Source organism: Pseudomonas sp. LS.1a (assembly GCF_022533585.1).
In the GTDB taxonomy this organism is placed as follows: domain Bacteria; phylum Pseudomonadota; class Gammaproteobacteria; order Pseudomonadales; family Pseudomonadaceae; genus Aquipseudomonas.
The window spans coordinates 3,614,657-3,629,804 of sequence record NZ_CP092827.1; the positions used below are offsets into that span (position 1 = coordinate 3,614,657).

Genomic DNA, 15,148 nt, shown 5'->3' on the forward strand with positions numbered 1-15,148 from the left:
CCTCCCCCAACTACTCAAGCCCGCCGACATGCGCGGACGAGGATGCCCTGTGCTCAAACAAATCGGAAAGCTCATCACCGAGCCGCTTCGCAAAGGCGACAAGCATCGTCCGCTGAAATGGCGGATGGGCATGCGCCTGAATCACGTCCACTTGGCACTCCACAGCGAATATCCGCGCATCTGGAACGCGATCGTGCTGGCCGGCCGCTGGCTGATCTGCAAACCCTTCGGCCATCGGTGGTCAGCATTCTCGCTAGTGAAGTACGGCGACTTCGGCGACTCGCGCATGTGCAAGGTCTGCCGCATTAGCCACGGCAAGCACCGCGGCGTTGATACCTACCACGAGACGCACCGGCCAGGCGGCTGGACGCCGATCGTCAAGCCCTGACCACCAACCTGCCGCCACCGGCGGCGTGGAGACCATCCATGAACCTGATCGACTGCTACGTCACGAAGATCCTCGGCGAGCCGTACCGCAAGTTCGGCTTCTGGTGGGTGGGGGCCGAGAACGAATCGGAAGGCCGCCCAGGCAAAACCGAACTCATGTTCCGCACCGAGGAAGCCGCCCGCGCGGCGAAGGTCGGGCACCACTTCACGGCCTGATCGGCCGCAGGAGAACCACATGGCAAACGCCAGCGCGGCACCGGCCGCTCGCATTCAGCCGCGCATCATCCGCGCTGGCGATGCACCCCACTACCTCGGCATGTGCCGATCGGAATTCAACAAGACCGTCAGGCCGCATGTGAGCGAATTCCCCATTGGGGAGCGCGGCATCGGTTTCGACCGGGAAGAGCTGGACGCCTGGGTGAACGACTACATCCAGGCCATGGCAATTGCGAAAGAAGGCGCTCAGGGACGACAATCACCCGGCAGCGAGCGCCCATCAGGAGATAAGGGATGGCGCGAAAGACAATCACAGGCCTTTCCCAAAGGAACGGCATCTGGCACATCGACAAGAGGATCAACGGCGAGAGACTTTACGAAAGCACTGGAACTTGTGACCGGGCGGAAGCGGAAAAGTACCTGATCCACCGGCTCGAGCAGATCCGCCAGCGCAAAGTGTATGGTGTTCGGCAGGTTCGGACGTTCCGGGAGGCGGCTACCAGGTACCTGCTCGAGCACAAGGATCAGCCGTCAATCAAGCTGACTGCCCTGTGCCTCCAGCAACTTGATCCATACCTGGGCGACCTGCCGCTGACGCACATCGACGACCAGGCGCTGGCCCCGTTCATTCGGGACCGGCAGACGGACGAAGATTTGCCGAATGGGAAAGTGAGGAAGGCGGTCAGCAACCGGACGGTGAACATCGCGATCGAGCGGGTGATTCGCGTTCTGTCGCTGGCTTGCCGGAAATGGCGGGATGAAGAGCGCAGGCCTTGGCTCGACAGCATCCCGCTGCTGGCCAAGCTGGAGGAGAAGAGATCCAGTCGAAAGCCATACCCGATGTCTTGGGATGAGCAGTCGATTCTCTTCGGTGAGTTGCCGGACCACCTGCAGCGTATGGCCCTGTTCAAGGTGAACACGGGCTGCCGCGAGCAGGAGGTCTGCAAACTGAGGTGGGACTGGGAGATCTCGGTACCCGAACTGGGCACCAGTGTGTTCCTGATACCTGCCGATTTCGGCGGCCGGCACGAGAACTCAGGCGTGAAGAACCGAGATGAGCGTCTGGTGGTGCTGAACAGCGTGGCAAAGTCGATCATCGACGGGCAGCGCGGGATTAGCCGGGAATGGGTGTTTCCCTACAACGGCACCGGGATGCACAGGATGAACGACTCGGCCTGGAAGAAAGCGAGGGTGCGCGCGGCAAAGCTCTGGCAGGAGCAACACTTGCGGCCGGCACACCCTGGGTTCGCTTCGATCAGGGTTCACGACTTGAAGCACACTTTCGGCAGGCGCCTGAAAGCAGCTGGTGTAACAGAGGAAGATCGGAAGTCGCTTCTTGGCCACAAGAACGGCAGCGTGACCAGTCACTATTCTGGCGCGGAGCTGGGACAGTTGATAGAGGCGGCAAACAAAGTTTCAGCGACGGACTCGCGTGGGCCGGTGCTGACGATTTTGAAGAGGAGGCAGGCGTAAAAACCTGAGAAGTCACGCAAAAGTCACGCACATGAAAAAGGCCACTCCTTTCGGAAATGGCCTAAGTCATTGAAGTATATGGTCGGGACGGAGTGATTCGAACACTCGACCCCTTGCACCCCATGCAAGTGCGCTACCGGGCTGCGCTACGCCCCGACTGGGCTTTGAAGCATGTTCTCAATGCTACCGAGAACGTTGAAGAATGTACCCTAACATCCTGATAAATGAAAGCTTTTTCTCAAAAAAATTCACTCATCAAAAACCCAGGTCACTTCTTCAACACCACCAACACATCCTCCAACTCGACAATCATCTGCCGAATCAGCTGCTTGTACTGGCTCGACTCATCCTTAGCCTCATCACTGGAGAGCCTCAACCGAGCCCCACCAATGGTGAACCCCTGGTCATAAAGCAGCGCGCGAATCTGGCGAATCATCAGCACATCCTGCCGCTGATAATACCGCCGGTTCCCCCGCCGCTTCACAGGATTGAGCTGATCGAACTCCTGCTCCCAATACCGCAGCACGTGCGGTTTTACCGCACAAAGCTCACTCACCTCACCAATGGTGAAGTACCTTTTGCCCGGTATGGGGGGCAGTTCGTCGTTATGGCTTGGTTCCAGCATAGGCCTCAACCCGGGCCTTCAACTTCTGCCCTGGACGAAAGGTGACGACGCGCCGTGCAGTGATCGGGATTTCTTCCCCTGTCTTGGGGTTGCGGCCCGGCCGCTGGCGTTTGTCGCGAAGGTCGAAGTTGCCGAAACCGGACAGCTTGACCTGCTCGTTCTCTTCAAGTGCGTGCCGAATTTCTTCGAAAAACAGCTCGACCAGCTCCTTGGCCTCACGCTTGTTAAGCCCCAGCTCCTCGTACAGCCTTTCGGCCATCTCAGCTTTCGTCAGAGCACCCATGCCGTTATTTCCTTAACGTGGTGTTCAACCTTTGTTCGAGCGAGGTGAGGATGTTTTGCAGTGCGGCGTTCACCTCATCGTCGTTAAGAGTGCGCGATGGATGCTGCCAGGTCAAGCCGACGGCAAGGCTTTTTCTATCAGGATCAATGCCTTTACCTTGGTAGACGTCAAACAGCCTGAGGTCTGTAAGCCATTCGCCTGCATTGTCACGAATTACTTCAAGCACCGAGCTAGAAGCTACATCACGTCCTGCGATCAAAGCCAGGTCGCGGCGGGTTTCCGGGAACTTGGACAGCTCGCTGAATTTCGGCAGGCGGCCTTCGACCACGTCGCCCAGCACCAGCTCGAACAGGAACACCGGGCGGTCCAGGTCCAGGGCCTTGGCCAGCTCTGGGTGGATGGCGCCGAGGTAGCCGACCAGCTTGCCGTCACGCTCGATGGCGGCGGTCTGGCCTGGGTGCAGGGCTGGGTGCTTGCCGGCGCTGAAGGTGAAGTCGCTCAGGGCGCCGGAGTAGCCCAGCAGGGCTTCCACGTCGGCCTTCACGTCGAAGAAGTCGACGCCGTCGCGGCCGTTGGCCCAGCCTTCTGGCAGGCGGCTGCCGGTGACAACGCCGGCGATCATCGGCTGCTGCTTCAGGTCGCCGAGCTGGCCGACGAAGCGCAGGCCGCTTTCGAACAGGCGCACGCGGTCTTGCTGGCGGTTCAGGTTGTGCTGCAGTGCCTTGACCAGGCCCGGCCACAGGGATGCGCGCATGGCGGCCATGTCGCTGGAGATGGGGTTGGCCAGCAACAGCGGCTCTACGCCCGGGCTGAACAGTTCGAACAGTTTCGGGTCGATGAAGCTGTAGGTGATGGCTTCCTGGTAGCCGCGGGCAACCAGCAGGCGGCGCAGGGTCGGCAGGTCACCGCGGGTTTCCGGCTTGCCCTGGGGGGCCAGGCGGGCTTGCGGGTAGCGAACCGGCAGGTTGTTGTAGCCGTACAGGCGGGCCAGCTCTTCGATCAGGTCCACTTCCAGGCTGATGTCGAAGCGGTGGCTTGGGACGTTAACGGTCCACTGCCCTTCCCCGTCTTTAGTCGTGGTCAGTTCCAGGGCGTTGAGCAGCTGCTCGACCTGGGCTGGGTCCATTTCCATGCCGAGCATCTGGGTGATGCGTTCGGCGCGCAGGGTGACCGGGGCCACTTGCGGCAGGTGCTGTTCGCTGACGGCTTCGACGACCGGGCCGGCTTCGCCGCCGACGATGTCCAGCAGCAGCTGGGTGGCGCGCTCCATGGCTTCGCGGGCCAGCTGCGAGTCCACGCCGCGCTCGTAGCGGTGCGAGGCGTCGGTGTGCAAGCCGTAGGAACGGGCTTTACCGGCGACGGAGATCGGCTCGAAGAAGGCGCTTTCGAGGAACAGGTCGCGGGTTTTTTCGGTGTTCACACCGCTGTGCTCGCCACCCATGACGCCGGCGATGGCCAGGGCGCGGGTGTGGTCGGCGATGACCAGGGTGTCGGCGCGCAGGGCCACTTCCTGGCCGTCGAGCAGGACGAGCTTCTCGCCCTCTTCGGCCATGCGTACGCGGATGCCGCCGTTGATTTCTGCCAGGTCGAAGGCGTGCATCGGCTGGCCGAGTTCGAGCATCACGTAGTTGGTGATGTCGACGGCGGCGTCGATACTGCGCACGTCGCTGCGGCGCAGGCGTTCGACCATCCACAGTGGGGTCGGCTTGCTCAGGTCGACGTTGCGGATGACGCGGCCCAGGTAACGTGGGCAGGCAGCCGGGGCGCTGACTTCGACCGGGCGCACTTCGTCGTGGGCAGCCGGTACGGCTGGCACTACCGGGCGGGTGACCGGGGTGTCGTACAGGGCGCTGACGTCGCGGGCCAGGCCGGCGATGGACAGGCAGTCACCGCGGTTGGGGGTGAGGCCGATTTCGATGCTGGCGTCGTCCAGGCTCAGGTACTGGCGAATGTCTTCGCCAACCGGGGCGTCGGCAGCCAGCTCGAGCAGGCCGTCGTTCTCTTCGCTGATCTGCAGCTCGGCAGCCGAGCACAGCATGCCGAAGGACTCGACGCCGCGCAGCTTGGCCTTCTTGATCTTGAAGTCGCCCGGCAGTTCGGCACCGATCATGGCGAACGGGATCTTGATGCCTGGGCGGGCGTTAGGGGCGCCGCACACGACCTGGAAGGTTTCCTGGCCATTGCTTACCTGGCACACGCGCAGCTTGTCGGCGTCCGGGTGTTGTTCGGTGGCGAGGATTTCGCCCACGACGATGCCGCTGAACTGGCCGGCAGCGGGGGTAACGCTGTCGACTTCGAGGCCGGCCATGGACAGGCGGGCGACCAGTTCGTCACGGGAGACTTGCGGGTTTACCCAACCGCGCAGCCACTGTTCACTGAATTTCATGCTGTTCTCCTAGAATGTGCGTCGATTGGGCCTAGCGGAATTGGGCAAGGAACCGCAGGTCGTTATCGAAGAACAGACGCAAATCGTTGACGCCGTAGCGCAGCATGGCCAGGCGCTCGGCGCCCATGCCGAAGGCGAAGCCCTGGAACTCTTCAGGGTCGATGCCGGACATGCGCAGCACGTTCGGGTGCACCATGCCGCAGCCCATCACTTCCAGCCAGCCGGTCTGCTTGCACACGCGGCAGCCTTTGCCGGAACACATCACGCACTGGATGTCGACTTCGGCGGACGGCTCGGTGAAGGGGAAGAACGATGGGCGGAAACGTACCGCCAGTTCTTTTTCGAAGAACACGCGCAGGAATTCTTCGATGGTGCCCTTGAGGTCGGCGAAGTTGATATCGCGATCGATCAGCAGGCCTTCGACCTGGTGGAACATCGGCGAGTGGGTGATATCCGAGTCGCAGCGGTATACGCGGCCCGGGCAGACAATGCGGATGGGCGGCTGGGTGGACTCCATGGTCCGCACCTGCACCGGCGAGGTGTGGGTGCGCAGCAGCATGTTGGCATTGAAGTAGAAGGTGTCGTGCATCGCCCGGGCCGGGTGGTGGCCGGGGATGTTGAGCGCTTCGAAGTTGTGGTAGTCGTCTTCGACCTCTGGGCCTTCAGCGATGCCGTAGCCGATGTGGGTGAAGAACTGCTCGATGCGCTCGAGTGTACGGGTGATCGGGTGCAGGCCACCGGTGGCCTGGCCGCGGCCTGGCAGGGTGACGTCAATGCATTCGGCAGCCAGGCGAGCGCTGAGCTCGGCTTCTTCGAAGGCGGCCTTGCGGGCATTGAGCACAACGGTGACGCGCTCTTTGGCGTCGTTGATCAGCGCGCCGACTTTCGGCCGCTCTTCGGCTGGCAGGTTGCCCAGGGTCTTCATCACCTGGGTCAGCTCGCCTTTCTTGCCGAGATAGTTCACCCGGATCTGTTCCAGGGTATTGATGTCTTCAGCGCGTTCCACGGCCTCTAGGGCTTGGGAGACCAACGCATCCAGGTTTTCCATGTACAGACTCCAGATACGAAAATAGGGGAAGAGCTTTGAAGGCTCTTCCCCTATCGATGACGTTCAATGCCCGACGGCGCTAGCGCCGCCGGGTGATTGTCGCGGGTACTTAAGCCAGAACGGCTTTAGCTTTCTCGACAATCGCAGCAAACGCCGCTTTTTCGTTCACTGCCAGATCGGCCAGAACCTTACGGTCGATTTCGATCGAAGCCTTTTTCAGGCCAGCAATCAGACGGCTGTAGGACAGACCGTTGGTGCGGGCACCGGCGTTGATACGAGCGATCCACAGTGCGCGGAACTGACGCTTCTTCTGACGACGGTCACGGTAGGCATATTGACCTGCCTTGATGACAGCCTGCTTGGCAACGCGGAATACGCGCGAGCGTGCACCGTAGTAGCCTTTAGCCAGTTTCAGAATTTTCTTGTGACGCTTACGAGCGATGACGCCACGCTTAACACGAGCCATGAGTAACTTCCTCTATCTAAACCAGAATTAACGTACGCGCAGCATGCGCTCGACTTTTGCCACGTCAGACGGGTGCAGCAGGCTGGCACCGCGCAGTTGACGCTTACGCTTGGTCGACATTTTGGTCAGGATGTGGCTCTTGAAAGCGTGCTTGTGCTTGAAGCCGGAAGCGGTCTTCAGGAAGCGCTTCGCAGCACCGCTCTTGGTTTTCATTTTTGGCATGTTGGAACTCCGCATTCGATAAAATTACACAATAATCATCAGGCCTGCCGTGCCCGGGAGATTACTTCTTCTTTTTGGGGGCGATGACCATCATAAGCTGGCGTCCTTCCATCTTCGGATGCTGCTCAACGGAGCCGTATTCGGCGAGGTCGGCTTCGACCCGCTTCAACAGCTCCATGCCCAGCTCCTGGTGGGCCATCTCACGGCCGCGGAATCTCAGAGAGATCTTGGCCTTGTCCCCATCGGTAAGGAAACGTACCAGGTTGCGTAGTTTTACCTGGTAATCCCCTTCTTCCGTCCCTGGACGAAACTTGATTTCTTTGATCTGGATCTGCTTCTGGTTTTTCTTGGCTTCGTTGGCCTGCTTCTTCTTCTCGAAGAGGTGCTTGCCGTAGTCCATCACCTTGCAGACGGGCGGTTGCGCGTCGGCGGAGATCTCCACCAGATCCAGCTTCGCTTCATCAGCGATACGAAGCGCTTCATCAATCGAGACGATGCCAATCTGCTCGCCGTCAGCGCCAATTAACCGAACCTCGCGTGCCGAGATATTCTCGTTGATCGGGGCTTTCGGTGCAGTTCGTTTATCGTTTCTCATTTCACGCTTAATAGTCATTACTCCGATTCTAGGCGACCGCGCTGGGCGACAGTGCTGTTGAGCAGCTGCGTGAATTCAGCCACCGGCATGGAGCCGAGGTCTTTGCCTTCACGGGTGCGTACTGCGACGGTCTGCGTTTCGACTTCGCGATCCCCTATAACCAAAAGGTACGGGACCTTGAGCAAAGTATGCTCGCGGATTTTAAAGCCGATCTTCTCATTTCTCAAGTCCGACTTGGCACGGAAACCGCTACCGTTCAGGGTATTTTCCACCTCGAGGGCGAAATCGGCCTGCTTGTCGGTGATGTTCATGATCACGGCCTGGGTAGGTGCCAGCCAGGCCGGGAACACGCCAGCGTAGTGCTCGATCAGCATGCCGATGAAGCGTTCGAACGAACCGAGGATGGCGCGGTGCAGCATGACCGGGCGAACACGGCTGTTATCTTCGGCGATATAGCTGGCATCCAGACGTTCTGGCAGGTTCGGGTCGTACTGCAGGGTACCGCACTGCCAGTTACGGCCGAGGCAGTCGCGCAGGGTGAACTCGATCTTCGGGCCGTAGAAGGCGCCCTCGCCTGGCTGGTATTCCCACTCCAGGCCCGATTCGTTCAAGGCATCGGCCAGTGCGCCTTCGGCACGGTCCCACAGCTCTTCGGAGCCCACGCGCTTGGCCGGGCGGGTCGACAGCTTCATGGCGATGTCGGTGAAGCCGAAGTCCTTGTACACGTCCAGGGTCAGCTTGATGAAGTCGGCGGCTTCTTTCTTCACCTGTTCTTCGGTGCAGAAGATGTGCGCGTCGTCCTGTACGAAGCCACGCACGCGCATGATGCCGTGCAGGGCGCCGGACGGCTCGTTACGGTGGCAGGCACCGAACTCGGCCAGGCGCAGCGGCAGGTCGCGGTAGCTCTTCAGGCCCTGGTTGAACACCTGCACGTGGCACGGGCAGTTCATCGGTTTTACCGCGTAGTCACGACTTTCCGACGAAGTGGTGAACATGTTCTCGGCGTAGTTGGACCAGTGGCCGGAGCGCTCCCAGAGGATACGGTCGACAACCTGCGGGGTCTTGATTTCCTGGTAGCCGTTGACGCGCTGGACCTGGCGCATGTACTGCTCGAGTACCTGGTACACGGTCCAGCCGTTGGCGTGCCAGAACACCATGCCCGGGGCTTCTTCCTGCAGGTGGAACAGGTCGAGCTGCTTGCCGATCTTGCGGTGGTCGCGTTTTTCGGCCTCTTCGATGCGCTGGATGTACGCCGCCAGCTGCTTCTTGTCGGCCCAGGCGGTGCCGTACACGCGTTGCAGCTGCTCGTTCTTGGCATCACCGCGCCAGTAGGCGCCGGACAGCTTGGTCAGCTTGAACGCCTTGAGGAAGCGGGTGTTCGGCACGTGCGGGCCACGGCACATGTCGACGTATTCTTCGTGGTAGTACAGGCCCATGGCCTGCTCGTCCGGCATGTCTTCGACCAGGCGCAGCTTGTAGTCTTCGCCACGGGCCTTGAACACGTCGATGACTTCGGCACGCGGGGTCATCTTCTTGATGACGTCGTAGTCCTTGTCGATCAGCTCCATCATGCGCTTTTCGATGGCGGCCATGTCTTCAGGGGTGAAGGGGCGCTCGTAGGCGATGTCGTAGTAGAAGCCTTCGTCGATGACCGGGCCGATCACCATCTTGGCGGTCGGGTACAGCTGCTTCACCGCGTGGCCGACCAGGTGGGCGCACGAGTGGCGGATGATCTCCAGTCCCTCTTCATCTTTAGGGGTGATGATCTGCAGGGTGGCGTCGTTGCTGATCAGGTCGCAGGCATCGACCAGTTTGCCGTCGACCTTGCCGGCCACGGTGGCCTTGGCCAGGCCGGCGCCGATGGAAGCGGCGACTTCGGCTACGGATACGGCGTGATCGAACGAACGTTGACTGCCATCGGGAAGAGTAATAACGGGCATGGCGCCTCCTCTCCTAGTGGTGACCCCTACCAAAGGTCACGTGGGTTGGGATGAGCCAGTACAAGATCCGACCTGCCTTCCTCGGTGGGAAGCCTGCCTCACAGTGGCAGAAGCCTTTCGGCTTGTCAGGGACGAACCAGAGTGACTGGAAAGAAAAAAGATTGCTGCAGGCTGCACGTTGTCAGCTGCAAGCCGGGCATGCTAGCACGCAGGTTGCGTGGCAGGCAGAAATATTTGGAAATTACAGACTTCGGCTGAACTTACACGGAAAAATTCCTATCAGACCTTGGGAAGCAACCTACTCTTGATGTGACCTTAACCCAAGGAGTAACTGGTTATGCGAGTTCCATCTCTTCTGACCCTGGCAGCCGCTGCGGCCCTGCTGCTGCCCATGGCTGCGAACGCCGGCAACTTCCCGGCCGGGAAGGAAGCCGCCTACATGACCCAGTGCACGCAAGTGGCTCAAGGCCAAGGCGTTGATGCTGCGGCCGCAAAAAAACACTGCGACTGTGGTGCGCAAACCATCAAAAAGAATTTCACCGACGCGGAGATTGCCGACCTCGACAGCAACGATGGCGTGGACGCCAAGCTGATGCAGAAGGCCCAGACGGTCGTGAAACAGGCCTGCGCACCGAAGAGCTGAAACCTTAAAGCCAGAGCAGGCCAGCCATTCTTTGCGCTGGATCAATATCCTGCGAAGGTAAAAGGCGCTAGATGCGCAGAATTAGACTATGATGTGTCCCGTGCTCCGTAGCCTCGGCCGCATTGCACCACTGAAAAAACTAAATGTTCTGGAGATTCACCCATGTCCAATCGCCAACAAGGCACCGTCAAATGGTTCAATGATGAGAAAGGCTACGGCTTCATCACCCCAGCAGGCGGCGGCGACGACCTGTTCGTTCACTTCAAGGCCATCGAATCTGACGGCTTCAAGAGCCTGAAAGAAGGCCAGACTGTTTCCTTCGTCGCCGAGCGCGGCCAGAAGGGCATGCAGGCTGCACAGGTTCGTCCGGAGTAATTCGGATAGCTGTAAAAAAACCCGCCCTTGTGGCGGGTTTTTTTATGGGTGCTGCATGGGCTGACGGGGTTGGCCATGCGGGCGCGGCTTTTTTTGTGGGAGCGGCCTTGTGTCGCGTAAGGGGCGCGTAGCGGCCCCAAGGTTTTCAGCTTCGCAGCATCAATGGCCGGGGCCGCTTTGCGGCCCTATCGCGACACAAGGCCGCTCCCACAAGGACCGCGTATCAACCGCAGTTGACGCGAATCACCTTGCCCTGCTCGTCCACATTCAGGTTCAGGCGCTCGGAGCGGTACTCCAGGGTGACCACGTCGTGCGGCTTGAGAATGCGTGCCATCTGCGAGCCACTGGCCTTGCGCGCCTGCTCCAGCAGCTCGGCGCTGGCTGGCTTGCCAATGGCAAAATTGGCGCCACTGGCTTCGCAGCGGCCGTCGTTGCCTGCCGGCGCAGCGCCACCAGCAGAATTGCCACCAGTGCTGCAACCAGCCAGGACAGCAGCCACCGCCAGGGTTGCCAGGTAAGCACGGGTACGGAACATGAAGCCTCCTAAATCGGTCCGGGAACTGTCTGATCCGACAGTTCCACTCATCATTTGTTGCAAAACCGACCAAGTCTGCCTGAACTCGCCAGCAGAGGCGAAAACGCAATCGTGACCGGATTTTGCACAACCCGCTGCGTTTGCCATATGCTTAAGCCGCAACGTCACTGACGCAAAGTCATGATTTAGTGCCAGAAGTGGAGCGCACCCCGCCTCCATCGAACACCAGGGTCAGGTGTTCGCCCCTTCGTCCTGGGCCCCAAGCGAGAGCCTTTCATGAGCAGCCACAGCATCGATGCCGATATCAAGGTCAAATGGGCCGAGGGCCAGAGCGCGTACAGCCCTGGCACACCGGAGGAATTGCTGTTGATTGCCATCGACCTGCTGGTGCGCGATCGCGGCGCCGAGGCGGCACGCAGCTTCATCGACCAGGTGTTCGAGCGCTTCGCGCCGCACGCGGCTATTCCAATCGCGCCAAACGGGCGCTGAGCAGGTCGAACAGGCCCTGGGCATCGCCCTGCTCCACCCACATCACGTTGGCCGGCTGCTTTAGCACGCCATACCAGTCGGCAAGGGTCTGGCCGAAGCTGGGGCCTTCGCGGCTGTCGATGCTCATATGGATGCGCCGGCCGCTGAACAGCTCGGGCTTCAGCAGGTAGGCGATCACGCTGGCGTCGTGCACCGGGCCGCCGGGCATGCCGTACAGGTCCATGTCGTGGGTGATATAGGCGTTGAGGATATCCACTACCCGTTTGCTGGCCTGATTGTTAACGGCTGCCAGTTGCTTGAGGCGGGCGTCGCTGGTCAGTAGCTTGTGGGTGACGTCCAGCGGCAGGTAGGTCAGCTGCACGCCACTGGCCAGCACCACTTCGGCGGCATGCGGGTCGGCATAGAGGTTGAATTCCGCCGCCGGGGTGATGTTGCCGCCGTTGAAATGGGCGCCACCCATGACCACCACTTGCTTGATGCCTTTGACGATGTCCGGGCGCTGGATCAGCGCCAGGGCCAGGTTGGTCTGCGGGCCGAGCATGGCGATGGTGATGCTGTGGGGTTGGGCGGCGCCCAGGGTGTCGACCAGGTATTGAACTGCGTTGCCCTGGGCTAGCGGCGCTTTCGGTTCGTGAACCTGGATGCCGGTGAGGCCTTCTTCGCCATGGACGTCGGCGGCGTAGATCGGCTTGCGGACCAGCGGGCGCGCAGCGCCAGCGTATACGGGGATGTCTTCGCGGCCGGCCCATTCGCGAGCCAGGCGGGCGTTGCGCGAGGTTTTGTCCAGGCGCACATTGCCGGCCACGGTGGTGATGGCGCGGATCTTGAGCTCGTCGGGCGAGGCCATGGCCAGGAACAGCGCGACCACGTCGTCGGCGCCGGGGTCGGTGTCGATGATCAGGTCGATGGGGGCGGCCTGGAGGGTGGTGGCTGCGGCCATGAGGGCGATTCCTTGTAGCAGGGGTTTGAGCATGGGTGGCACTCCTGTTGCCTGGATTGGTATTCCTGGTACACCGCAAATCCCTGTGGGAGCGGGTTTACCCGCGAAGGAGGCAGCGCGGTGGATGGCACCGGCTTCGCCGGTGTTCGCGGGTGAACCCGCTCCCACAGGGGGCGACGGGCTAGAAAGTCACGCCGGAAATCAGCGCGATGTTGCTGTAGGGCTGGCATTCGCCAGTGCGCACGACCGCACGGGCACTGCGCGACAGTACTTTGAAATCTTCATGGCTCAGCCATTCACGCTTGCCCAGCTTGCCCTTCAGCCGCTCGATTTCAACCAGCGCCGGCGGCACCACTTTCTGCATTTCTTCGGCCAGCACATGGCGCTCCACCTGCAACTCGCTCAGCACGGCCCGCAACACGCTGGCGAAATCCGGCAACCCAGGCGTAACGGCCAGGTCGATCAGTTCGACCCCCGGCGGCACCGGCAGGCCGGCATCGCCGATCACCAGGATGTCACCATGCCCCATGCCGGCAATGGTCCGCGACAGGGCGACGTTCAGCAGTGGGGTTTTCTTCATGGCGCAAGCTCCGCCAGGTAGGGAATGGACGGCTGGGCACCAGCGCGGGTGACCGACAGGGCTGCGGCGCGCTGGCCGAAGGTGATGGCTTCGCCCTCCCCCAGGCCGCGTACCAGGCCAGCGGCAAAGCCACCGATGAAGGTGTCGCCGGCTGCAGTGGTGTCCAGCGGCTGCACCACCGGTGCAGGGAAATGCTGGTGGCCCTTGGCCGTGACCAGCAAGGCCCCTTGCGCGCCCAGGGTAATGATCACTTTGCCCGCGCCCAGCTGCAGCAAGCGCTCGCCGGCGCGCCGGGCACTGTCCAGGTCGGTCACTGCCACACCGGTCAGGGCCTCGGCCTCGCTTTCGTTGGGTGTCAGGTAGTCGATGTGGGCGAACCAGTCCGCCGGCAAGGGGCCGGTCGCCGGCGCCGGGTTCAGGATCACCCGCTTACCCAGTTCATGCCCCCTGGCCAGGGTCCAGGCCACGGTGTCGGCCGGCACTTCCAGCTGGCAGATGATCACCTCGGCCGCCTGCAGCAGTGCATCGAAACGCTGCACCGACTGCGGCGTCAGCAGGCCGTTGCCACCGGGGATGATGACGATGCAGTTCTGGCTGGCGGCATCGACGGTAATCAGCGCCACACCGCTGGACACGCCCGAGCAGGTGGTAACGCCCTGGCAGTCGATGCCTTCCACATACAAGGCCCGGTGCAGTTGCCGGCCATAATCATCGTCGCCGACGTTGCCGATCATCGCCACGCTGCCACCCAGGCGCGCCACGGCCACCGCCTGGTTGGCCCCCTTGCCGCCCGGCACGGTGAAAAAGCTTTCGCCGGGGAGTGTTTCGCCGGCCCGGGGCAGGCGCTGGGCGCGGGCCACCAGGTCCATGTTGAGGCTACCGACTACCACGACCTTGGTATTCATGACATTTCCTTAGCATTAGCGGTAATCGTTGAACAGGTCCGGGCGCGGCCCGGTGGACTCGCGCAGCACGATGCGCGGGGCGACGATACGTTGCTCTGCCGCGCCCTGCCGAGGCGTGCCGATACGCGCCAGCAACAGCGACGCGGCGCTCTCGCCCAACGCGCGGATCGACTGGCCCACCGTGGTCAACGGCGGGTACACATAACGGCTGAGTTCGATGTCGTCGAAGCCGATCACCGACAGCTCTGCGGGTACGTTGATGTTGCGTTCGGCCGCGGCGCGCAGCACGCCGAAACCGATCATGTCGTTGCCGGCGAAAATCGCCGTGGGCCGCTTGCCCTCCAGCAACCGGGTTGCCGCTGCATGGCCGCCCGGGCTGGTGAAGTCGCAGTGCAGCACGCGGTTGCCCAGCACCGCTGCGCCGGCCTCGGCCATGGCGCGGCGGAAGCCGCTCAGGCGCAGCTGGGTAACCCCGGTCTCGGCGGGGCCGCCGATGTAGGCGATGTCGCGGTGGCCAAGCTCCAGCAGGTGCTGGGTGGCCAGGTAGGCGCCCTGCTCGTGGTCGATGCGCACCAGGTCGGCATCGACGCCGTCCAGTTCGCGGTCGACGATCACCATTGGCGTGCGCACGCCGGCCAGGCTTTGCAGCAGGTCGCTGTCCTGGCCCACCGAGGCCACCACCAGGCCGTCGATGCGTTTTTCCAGCAGCACGCGCAGGTAGCTGCGCTGCTTCTGCGGGTTGTCGTCGGAGTTGCACAGGATCACGCAGTAGCCGTTGCGTTCGCAGGCGTCTTCGATACCCCGCGCCAGTTCGGCGAAGTACGGGTTGACGCTGTTGGGCACCAGCAAGCCGATGGTGGCCGTGCTGCGCGCCTTCAACGAACGGGCCACGGCGCTGGGCACATAATCGAGTTCGGCGATGGCGGCTTCGACTTTCAGCCGCACCTGCTCGCTCACCGGCCGGGTCTTGTTCAGCACATGGGACACGGTGGTGTATGAAATACCCGCCAGTGCCGCGACGTCTTTGATGGTTGCCATGT

At 61.7% G+C, this 15,148-nt stretch carries 20 protein-coding genes and 1 tRNA gene; 7 read left to right on the forward strand and 14 right to left on the reverse strand.

The window, feature by feature from the left end:
* Positions 1–49: 49 nt before the first annotated feature.
* Genes MKK04_RS16695 through MKK04_RS16710 form a run of 4 tightly spaced genes read left to right on the forward strand, consistent with a single transcriptional unit; the run spans position 50 to position 2,076 of the window.
* Positions 50–388, forward strand: a complete 339-nt coding sequence (locus MKK04_RS16695; protein ID WP_241105756.1) for a hypothetical protein — start codon at positions 50–52, stop codon at positions 386–388.
* Between the two features lie 38 nt (positions 389–426).
* Positions 427–603: a hypothetical protein gene (locus MKK04_RS16700; RefSeq protein ID WP_241105757.1), complete on the forward strand. Its 177-nt coding sequence runs from the start codon at positions 427–429 to the stop codon at positions 601–603.
* A 19-nt stretch (positions 604–622) separates the two neighbouring features.
* Positions 623–1,027, forward strand: a complete 405-nt coding sequence (locus MKK04_RS16705) for a helix-turn-helix transcriptional regulator (protein ID WP_225903899.1) — start codon at positions 623–625, stop codon at positions 1,025–1,027.
* The gene (locus MKK04_RS16710) at positions 913–2,076 is read left to right on the forward strand and encodes a tyrosine-type recombinase/integrase (protein WP_241106813.1); all 1,164 of its coding nucleotides are present in this window, start codon (positions 913–915) and stop codon (positions 2,074–2,076) included. The genes MKK04_RS16705 and MKK04_RS16710 overlap by 115 nt, the downstream gene beginning before the upstream one ends.
* A 79-nt stretch (positions 2,077–2,155) precedes the next feature.
* Here the strand turns inward: MKK04_RS16710 and MKK04_RS16715 are convergent.
* From MKK04_RS16715 to thrS, 9 genes are all read right to left on the reverse strand, one after another.
* Positions 2,156–2,232 (reverse strand) — tRNA-Pro (locus tag MKK04_RS16715).
* A gap of 112 nt (positions 2,233–2,344) precedes the next feature.
* Complete coding sequence (locus tag MKK04_RS16720) at positions 2,345–2,701, reverse strand: MerR family transcriptional regulator (protein ID WP_003250681.1); 357 nt, start codon at positions 2,699–2,701, stop codon at positions 2,345–2,347.
* The gene (ihfA, locus tag MKK04_RS16725; RefSeq protein ID WP_003250679.1) at positions 2,682–2,984 is read right to left on the reverse strand and encodes an integration host factor subunit alpha; all 303 of its coding nucleotides are present in this window, start codon (positions 2,982–2,984) and stop codon (positions 2,682–2,684) included. Before ihfA ends, MKK04_RS16720 begins: the two co-directional genes overlap by 20 nt.
* A gap of 4 nt (positions 2,985–2,988) precedes the next feature.
* Positions 2,989–5,370, reverse strand: coding sequence for a phenylalanine--tRNA ligase subunit beta (gene pheT / locus MKK04_RS16730; protein WP_241105758.1), 2,382 nt, complete (start codon positions 5,368–5,370; stop codon positions 2,989–2,991).
* 31 nt (positions 5,371–5,401) lie between these two features.
* Positions 5,402–6,418 (reverse strand): phenylalanine--tRNA ligase subunit alpha, encoded by a 1,017-nt coding sequence (gene pheS / locus MKK04_RS16735; protein WP_013972006.1) that lies wholly within the window; start codon positions 6,416–6,418, stop codon positions 5,402–5,404.
* Positions 6,419–6,527: 109 nt separating this feature from the next.
* On the reverse strand, positions 6,528–6,884 hold the full coding sequence (gene rplT, locus MKK04_RS16740; RefSeq protein ID WP_003250671.1) for a 50S ribosomal protein L20: 357 nt from the start codon (positions 6,882–6,884) through the stop codon (positions 6,528–6,530).
* A 27-nt stretch (positions 6,885–6,911) separates the two neighbouring features.
* A complete protein-coding gene (gene rpmI / locus MKK04_RS16745) occupies positions 6,912–7,106 on the reverse strand; it encodes a 50S ribosomal protein L35 (RefSeq protein WP_003250667.1) in 195 nt (64 codons plus the stop codon).
* 61 nt (positions 7,107–7,167) lie between these two features.
* Positions 7,168–7,719, reverse strand: a complete 552-nt coding sequence (gene infC, locus MKK04_RS16750) for a translation initiation factor IF-3 (protein WP_013972005.1) — start codon at positions 7,717–7,719, stop codon at positions 7,168–7,170.
* Complete coding sequence (gene thrS / locus MKK04_RS16755) at positions 7,719–9,641, reverse strand: threonine--tRNA ligase (RefSeq protein WP_241105759.1); 1,923 nt, start codon at positions 9,639–9,641, stop codon at positions 7,719–7,721. The genes infC and thrS overlap by 1 nt, the downstream gene beginning before the upstream one ends.
* A gap of 337 nt (positions 9,642–9,978) precedes the next feature.
* On the opposite strand from thrS, the gene MKK04_RS16760 reads away from it, so the two are divergent.
* Positions 9,979–10,284, forward strand: coding sequence for a hypothetical protein (locus MKK04_RS16760; protein WP_207836943.1), 306 nt, complete (start codon positions 9,979–9,981; stop codon positions 10,282–10,284).
* 162 nt (positions 10,285–10,446) lie between these two features.
* Positions 10,447–10,659 (forward strand): cold-shock protein, encoded by a 213-nt coding sequence (locus MKK04_RS16765; RefSeq protein WP_003250656.1) that lies wholly within the window; start codon positions 10,447–10,449, stop codon positions 10,657–10,659.
* Between the two features lie 223 nt (positions 10,660–10,882).
* Here the strand turns inward: MKK04_RS16765 and MKK04_RS16770 are convergent, their stop codons facing one another.
* On the reverse strand, positions 10,883–11,194 hold the full coding sequence (locus MKK04_RS16770) for an I78 family peptidase inhibitor (RefSeq protein ID WP_233686854.1): 312 nt from the start codon (positions 11,192–11,194) through the stop codon (positions 10,883–10,885).
* A gap of 276 nt (positions 11,195–11,470) precedes the next feature.
* Between MKK04_RS16770 and MKK04_RS16775 the strand changes: the two genes are divergently transcribed.
* A complete protein-coding gene (locus MKK04_RS16775; protein WP_233686855.1) occupies positions 11,471–11,683 on the forward strand; it encodes a hypothetical protein in 213 nt (70 codons plus the stop codon).
* Here the strand turns inward: MKK04_RS16775 and MKK04_RS16780 are convergent.
* From MKK04_RS16780 to MKK04_RS16795, 4 genes are all read right to left on the reverse strand, one after another.
* Complete coding sequence (locus MKK04_RS16780) at positions 11,655–12,656, reverse strand: nucleoside hydrolase (protein ID WP_233686856.1); 1,002 nt, start codon at positions 12,654–12,656, stop codon at positions 11,655–11,657. The genes MKK04_RS16775 and MKK04_RS16780 overlap by 29 nt on opposite strands.
* Before the next feature lie 148 nt (positions 12,657–12,804).
* Positions 12,805–13,203, reverse strand: a complete 399-nt coding sequence (gene rbsD / locus MKK04_RS16785; protein WP_016711344.1) for a D-ribose pyranase — start codon at positions 13,201–13,203, stop codon at positions 12,805–12,807.
* Entirely contained in the window at positions 13,200–14,108 is a 909-nt protein-coding gene (gene rbsK / locus MKK04_RS16790; RefSeq protein ID WP_241105760.1) for a ribokinase, read from the reverse strand. Before rbsK ends, rbsD begins: the two co-directional genes overlap by 4 nt.
* A gap of 15 nt (positions 14,109–14,123) precedes the next feature.
* The gene (locus tag MKK04_RS16795; protein ID WP_207836962.1) at positions 14,124–15,146 is read right to left on the reverse strand and encodes a LacI family DNA-binding transcriptional regulator; all 1,023 of its coding nucleotides are present in this window, start codon (positions 15,144–15,146) and stop codon (positions 14,124–14,126) included.
* Between the last annotated feature and the right edge of the window lie 2 nt (positions 15,147–15,148).

Excerpts from the sequence above, each read along its gene's own strand:
- MKK04_RS16760 (WP_207836943.1), top strand. The coding sequence starts at position 9,979 with ATGCGAGTTCCATCTCTTCTGACCCTGGCAGCCGCTGCGGCCCTGCTG.
- MKK04_RS16700 (WP_241105757.1), top strand. The coding sequence starts at position 427 with ATGAACCTGATCGACTGCTACGTCACGAAGATCCTCGGCGAGCCGTAC.
- rbsD (WP_016711344.1), bottom strand. The coding sequence starts at position 13,203 with ATGAAGAAAACCCCACTGCTGAACGTCGCCCTGTCGCGGACCATTGCC.
- MKK04_RS16720 (WP_003250681.1), bottom strand. The coding sequence starts at position 2,701 with ATGCTGGAACCAAGCCATAACGACGAACTGCCCCCCATACCGGGCAAA.
- thrS (WP_241105759.1), bottom strand. The coding sequence starts at position 9,641 with ATGCCCGTTATTACTCTTCCCGATGGCAGTCAACGTTCGTTCGATCAC.
- rplT (WP_003250671.1), bottom strand. The coding sequence starts at position 6,884 with ATGGCTCGTGTTAAGCGTGGCGTCATCGCTCGTAAGCGTCACAAGAAA.
- MKK04_RS16775 (WP_233686855.1), top strand. The coding sequence starts at position 11,471 with ATGAGCAGCCACAGCATCGATGCCGATATCAAGGTCAAATGGGCCGAG.
- MKK04_RS16705 (WP_225903899.1), top strand. The coding sequence starts at position 623 with ATGGCAAACGCCAGCGCGGCACCGGCCGCTCGCATTCAGCCGCGCATC.
- MKK04_RS16765 (WP_003250656.1), top strand. The coding sequence starts at position 10,447 with ATGTCCAATCGCCAACAAGGCACCGTCAAATGGTTCAATGATGAGAAA.
- pheS (WP_013972006.1), bottom strand. The coding sequence starts at position 6,418 with ATGGAAAACCTGGATGCGTTGGTCTCCCAAGCCCTAGAGGCCGTGGAA.
- rpmI (WP_003250667.1), bottom strand. The coding sequence starts at position 7,106 with ATGCCAAAAATGAAAACCAAGAGCGGTGCTGCGAAGCGCTTCCTGAAG.
- rbsK (WP_241105760.1), bottom strand. The coding sequence starts at position 14,108 with ATGAATACCAAGGTCGTGGTAGTCGGTAGCCTCAACATGGACCTGGTG.
- MKK04_RS16770 (WP_233686854.1), bottom strand. The coding sequence starts at position 11,194 with ATGTTCCGTACCCGTGCTTACCTGGCAACCCTGGCGGTGGCTGCTGTC.
- ihfA (WP_003250679.1), bottom strand. The coding sequence starts at position 2,984 with ATGGGTGCTCTGACGAAAGCTGAGATGGCCGAAAGGCTGTACGAGGAG.
- MKK04_RS16780 (WP_233686856.1), bottom strand. The coding sequence starts at position 12,656 with ATGCTCAAACCCCTGCTACAAGGAATCGCCCTCATGGCCGCAGCCACC.
- infC (WP_013972005.1), bottom strand. The coding sequence starts at position 7,719 with ATGACTATTAAGCGTGAAATGAGAAACGATAAACGAACTGCACCGAAA.
- MKK04_RS16795 (WP_207836962.1), bottom strand. The coding sequence starts at position 15,146 with ATGGCAACCATCAAAGACGTCGCGGCACTGGCGGGTATTTCATACACC.
- pheT (WP_241105758.1), bottom strand. The coding sequence starts at position 5,370 with ATGAAATTCAGTGAACAGTGGCTGCGCGGTTGGGTAAACCCGCAAGTC.